This is a genomic window from Clostridioides sp. ZZV15-6383, from assembly GCF_020657735.1.
GTDB lineage: Bacteria > Bacillota > Clostridia > Peptostreptococcales > Peptostreptococcaceae > Clostridioides > Clostridioides difficile_D.
The window spans coordinates 1-5,831 of the sequence record NZ_JAGWCV010000098.1 but is presented as its reverse complement, the minus strand read 5'-3'; the positions used below and the strand labels follow the sequence as shown (position 1 = coordinate 5,831).

Sequence of the window (5,831 nt, the reverse complement as noted above, 5' to 3'; positions counted from 1 at the left end):
AAATTGATAATTATCACCATAAGTAGTATAATCAATTTGTATAGTATTTTGTTTTTGCATACAATTATTATACAAGAATCCCAGGCTCTTTTGAACTTGGGATTTATTTTTTTTATACAAAAAAGGGGCGTAGCACTATTTTTTAGTGCGACAGCCCCTTTTTTGAAATTTATTTATATTTAGAGCTTATTAGTATCCAATTATGATAAACTTACACACTCTTCCACATATTGATTACATACATATCCAGAGTATCTTTTGTCATTTTTATTAATATTAATTCTTGCCCAATTTCCAACATTATAACATACTTCTACTTTAAAACCCTCAGGAATTTTAGTTATAATTTTAGAATCTGATGTTCTATCATTTCTAAGTTCTACACTCAAACCACTTTTTCTTATATGTCCTACATAATTCTTTCTTCTGTCTTTTATTATATTATTACTCTTATTTTTAGTATTGCCAAATATTTCTAAGTATTTATAAAGTAACCATCCTTTATCATAATTACTTTCAACTTCTGCCCATATTCCTTCTACACATTTTAACTTAACAATTTTACCTTCTGGTATGCTTTTCAACTTCATACTATTTATGTCTGGTTTTTCTCTTAAATTTAATTTCACTTTAGTCTTAAAATTGATGTTAGATTTACTAAAATTTTTTAACATTAATTCAGATATCATCTTAAGACCTCCTATTGCCAAATATTAAGTTATTAAAAATACATAACTTTAAAAATACTCTTAACAAAAAGAATCATTATCTTTTTGGCAACTGGCTGACATGACCTTTATTAAATAAAGATTTTAGTCCCTATAGCTTTGCCTCATTAGATTTATCTAATATTGCCTATATCTGAATCATAGCATAATTTAAATAATTACAAAATAATATTACTTCAAATTTTATATAAATTAAATTTTTAATTAATAATAAATAAAAAATATCTTTATATTTATTAATTTAATTATTATTCTTCATGATTCATCTAAAAAATAGTAATTCACCTAGTAATGTCACTACTTTTAACAAACCTTTTCTAACAAAAGATTCTCATATAAAATCAGTCACTATCTTCTTGCATGTTTTAATTGATATAAAAGCATTTTGCTTAGTAAAGAACTAAAAATAACGCATACTAACTATCTTATTTTTTTTATATCTCATAATAAGATACTTATAGTATATTTTATATGAAGATTTTATTATAAGTATCTTATATTTTATTTTTTAAGTTAACTTGACAAAACAAAAATACTATTGTATTATTTTTATAGACTGACGGTCGGTTTAAAAATAGAATCTATGAGTATTATAAGATAAATCGAAAGATAAAAATATTTAACACAAAGTTCTTGGATAACTAATCAAATAAATAGAGTTAAAACAAATTATAAAAAATACATATGATTTTAATTACAAAATTGAGGAAATAGATGCCTAACAATATTAAAATCTAATGTAACTATTAATACTCTTGCATCTATAGCTCTAACTAAATAAATTATCTAAAATATAATTTCTAAATTTTTATATTTGATTCTTACTATTAATTTAGCTAGCTATATCATTATATTTATACCATTTATAATCATAAAAATTTTTAAGAAATGAGGATTAATTATGCTTAAAAGAATATTACTGAAAGATTTAACAAGAAATAAAGTAGTAACAACAACTCTGTTTATTTTTATTTTACTTGCATCAATGTTGGTATCTAGTGCAACAAACGTCATTGTAGAACTAAACGATTCTATGACTTCCTTGTTTCAAAAATCTCATGCACCCCACTATGTTCAAATGTATTCTGGTAAATTGAATCAAGAAGAAATTGATAAGTTTTCATCTAAAACTCCATGTGTAAAAGAACAACAGACTACTGAACTTTTAAATATAAATGGAGCTAATATTTTTCTAGGAAATAATGGAAAAAATCAAGCTAACAGTGTACTAGAAAATAGCTTTACAAAACAAAATGATAAATTTGATTTTTTATTAGATATGGATAATCAAATAATGCAAATAAAAGATGGTAAAATAGGAGTTCCTGTATATTATATGAAGCAATACAATTTAAAAATTGGGAATACAATAAAAATTATTAATGGTAATTTCTTTATGGAGTTTACAATAAAAGATTTTATACGCGATGCTCAAATGAACCCTTCTCTAGTTACTTCAAAACGTTTTTTAATAAGTGATAATGATTGGAACACTTTAAAAGCTAATATAGGAGAAAGCGAGTATCTGATTGAATTTCTATTAAATGATATAAATAAAATTAATAAATTTGAGACACTATATCAATCAACTAAACTTCCACAAATAGGCACATCAATAACTTATCCTATTTATCAAGTACTAAATGCTTTGTCTGATGGAATTGTAGTGATTATTATCATCTTAATTAGTATCCTTCTTATTGTAATTTCTGTTTTATGCTTACGATTTACATTGATTACAACGATTGAAGAAGATTATAGAGAGATTGGAGTTATGAAAGCAATTGGAATTCAAAATAGCAACATCCAAAATCTATATTTGACAAAATACTTGTTAATTGCATCTTTGGCAAGTTCTCTTGGTTACATACTATCATTATTTATAGGTTCCTTTTTTACAAAAAATATTAATCTTTATATGGGAACAGTAAATAAATCTACTTTTAGTATACTTATTCCTTTTATTGGCTCAGTTCTTGTATTTGTATCTATTGTATTCTTTTGTAAAATTATACTTAAAAAGTTAAAAAAAATATCGGCCGTGGATGCATTAAGAAGTAGTAAGTCTATAAACTCTGTAAAATATGGATATAACCTACAACTCTACAAAAACAAAATAACAAATACTAACATGTTTTTAGGATTAAACGAAGTGGTAAGAAAATTTACTACCTATGGATTGCTCTGCTTTGTCTATATGATTTGTATTTTTCTTATGATTGTGCCACTTAATTTTCTAAACACTATTCAATCACCTGAATTTATTACTTACATGGGTGCTGGTAAAAGCGATATTCGTATTGATTTACAACGAACAAAACAAACTCAGCATCTTTTTAATTCTATATTACAGAATATTAAAAACGACAGTGATATTGAAAAATATGCATCCTTTACAACAAGTTCATATAAAATAAAAAATAAAGATGGTGAATTAGAAAATATAAAAATAGAAAATGGAAACTTTAAAACTTTCCCACTAACATATTTGAAAGGTTCTGCACCAATAAAAGAAGATGAAATTGCATTGTCTACTATAAATGCAAATGAATTAGAGAAAAGTATTGGAGACAATTTGTCAGTTTTCTCAAAAAATAAAGAGTTAACTCTCACTGTTAGTGGAATATATCAAGATATCACATATGGAGGTAAGACTGCAAAAGCTATGCTACCTTCTGAAGAAGATAATATTTTATGGAATATTATAAATTTAAATATAAAGTCTGGAGTTAATTTAGAAGATAAATTAAAGCAATACAGTATAGATTATTACCCTGCTAAAGTTACAGATATGAATAATTACATAAGTCAAACATTGGGTTCTGTCATCAGTCAGTTAAGACTTGTTATAAAATTATCTTTTATCATATCTGTTGCAATTTCTTCATTAATTACAGCAATGTTTTTTAAAATGCTCATTGCTAAAGATACATCACAAACAGCAACTATGCTTAGTTTAGGGTTTTCCACTAGAGATATACGTATTCAATACATTACAAGAGCTTTATTAGTACTTATAATTGGAGTTGGTTTAGGAATTATTCTGGCAAATACACTTGGACAAAAAATATCTGGATTACTACTTTCTGGCATATTAAATCTTCAATTTGTAGTAAACCCATTAGTTATATATATACTTTGTCCAGCAATTTTAATTCTCACAGTATTCATTACAATTACAGTAATTAGCAGAGCAATCAATAAAATAAAAATTATATCTATTATAGAATAAGGGGTATGTTATGAATAATATTATAGAAGCTAAAAAAATTATTAAAGAATATAATATTGGTAAAGGAAATGTACAACAAATTTTAAAAGGAATAGATTTATCCATTCAACAGGGTGAATTTATATCTGTTATGGGGGCTTCTGGTTCTGGAAAATCAACTCTACTACACAACATAAGTGGAATGGATAAATTAACATCTGGAACTATCAAATTTTCAGGCAAAATGCTCTCTAATATGTCTGAAGAAGAATTATCAAAACTTCGATTAAAAAACATGGGTTTTATCTTTCAACAAAGTAATTTACTTAAAAACTTAAATATATTTGACAACATAATCCTTTCTGCTTACTTAAGCAAAGAAGAAAGTCGCCATACAATCAATGAACGAGCAACAAGACTTATGGAGAAAATGAATATTTTAGAAATCAAAGATAAAGATATTACTCAGGTTTCCGGAGGTCAACTTCAAAGAGCTTCTATCTGTCGTGCTTTAATTAATAAACCGAAAATTTTATTTGGAGATGAACCAACAGGTGCACTTAATTCAAAACTGACAAATGAAGTAATGGACATCCTTATAGATATTAACCAATTAGGTACAACTATTATGCTTGTAACTCATGATGCCAAGGTAGCCTCAAAGACTGAACGAGTATTATTTATGTCTGATGGTCTGATTATTGGAGAAATTAAATTGGACAAATTTAATAATAATAATTTAAAAGAACGAGAAAATAAGCTGATAAGTTGGCTATCAGAATTAAGTTTTTAGCTTTATTAAACTGTTTACTTTGTTTATACTTCAAAGCTGACAACTTATCCAACATTTGATTCTAAAATTTAATTGATAAAATTAATTACTATTTTAAATTATAAAAATGAGTGTCTCAAAATCAACTTTTTAGTCTATGAGGCACTCTTTTTTGTATGAAATTAAATATATTTTCATCATTTCAACAATGAAAAAAAGATTTATCTTTATAAATTTAAGTCTTGTTTATTAAATACATTTAAAAAATTTATCTAAACCACATTATTTCTGTAAAACAAAATTTAACCATTAGAATTATTATCCAAAAATAATAAAAAAGAAGGTATAAAGAGCTACCCTCATGCTCAATATACCTTATAAATATCTAAACTTCATTTTTTACTAATTTTTCTATATCTTTGATAATATGTTCTTTAGATTTTTTCCCAGCTATAGCATCAAAAATTGCAACAGCCTTTTTCTCTCCAAACTTTTCTGCTACATCATTAAAGTCTAAAAATCTAACACTTTCTTTTGGTTTACCAAACATATAACACCTCTCATACATTTTTATATATTTATTATAACTTCTATATATTTATTTTTCACCAATAAACGTTAGACAAATTAGTTCCTTTATTTTTTTAACTTAATTTTATCTTCAAGATTCCTAACAAAAATAGTTTATTCTACTTTATAAATAAAAATAGACAATTTAATTTGTAGGAAACTTAATAATAAAATACAGTAAATAAAACTTTGTTTAACCTATTTGCAAAAGTTATTTGTTAAAACTTCTGTGAATTATAAAGAGTATTCTAGTACATAAAAATATAAATATGTAAATATTCAATTTATTTAGAATAAAAAATATATAAAAGATTTAATAGTAACAATATACAATTCTCAATATAGTCTATAATGTAAATAATTCAAAACCACTATATTATTTTAAAATTTATGTATACAATTCTAAAAATTTAATAAAAAATAAGAGTCTGGAAATATTTATGTGTATTCTTTAAATAAAAATTTATTTTTTAAGTGATAATTAAACATTTATTTGTAAGGCTATGGCTTTAAAAATCATAGCCTTATTTTGATATTTTTTCAATTTTTG

At 24.4% G+C, this 5,831-nt stretch carries 4 protein-coding genes and 1 riboswitch; of the genes, 2 read left to right on the top strand and 2 right to left on the bottom strand.

What is annotated here, in order from left to right:
- Window positions 1-200: 200 nt before the first annotated feature.
- On the bottom strand, window positions 201-689 hold the full coding sequence (locus tag KGF42_RS18570) for an SH3 domain-containing protein (protein WP_227823304.1): 489 nt from the start codon (window positions 687-689) through the stop codon (window positions 201-203).
- Between the two features lie 83 nt (window positions 690-772).
- Window positions 773-866: riboswitch (cyclic di-GMP riboswitch) on the bottom strand.
- Between the two features lie 763 nt (window positions 867-1,629).
- On the opposite strand from KGF42_RS18570, the gene KGF42_RS18565 reads away from it, so the two are divergent.
- Together KGF42_RS18565 and KGF42_RS18560 are read left to right on the top strand one after the other, a co-directional pair.
- A complete protein-coding gene (locus tag KGF42_RS18565; protein WP_227826865.1) occupies window positions 1,630-3,960 on the top strand; it encodes an FtsX-like permease family protein in 2,331 nt (776 codons plus the stop codon).
- 10 nt (window positions 3,961-3,970) lie between these two features.
- Window positions 3,971-4,732, top strand: coding sequence for an ABC transporter ATP-binding protein (locus KGF42_RS18560; RefSeq protein ID WP_107594849.1), 762 nt, complete (start codon window positions 3,971-3,973; stop codon window positions 4,730-4,732).
- A 364-nt stretch (window positions 4,733-5,096) separates the two neighbouring features.
- Here KGF42_RS18560 and KGF42_RS18555 read toward each other — a convergent pair whose 3' ends face one another.
- Complete coding sequence (locus KGF42_RS18555) at window positions 5,097-5,261, bottom strand: hypothetical protein (protein ID WP_003424195.1); 165 nt, start codon at window positions 5,259-5,261, stop codon at window positions 5,097-5,099.
- Window positions 5,262-5,831: the final 570 nt, after the last annotated feature.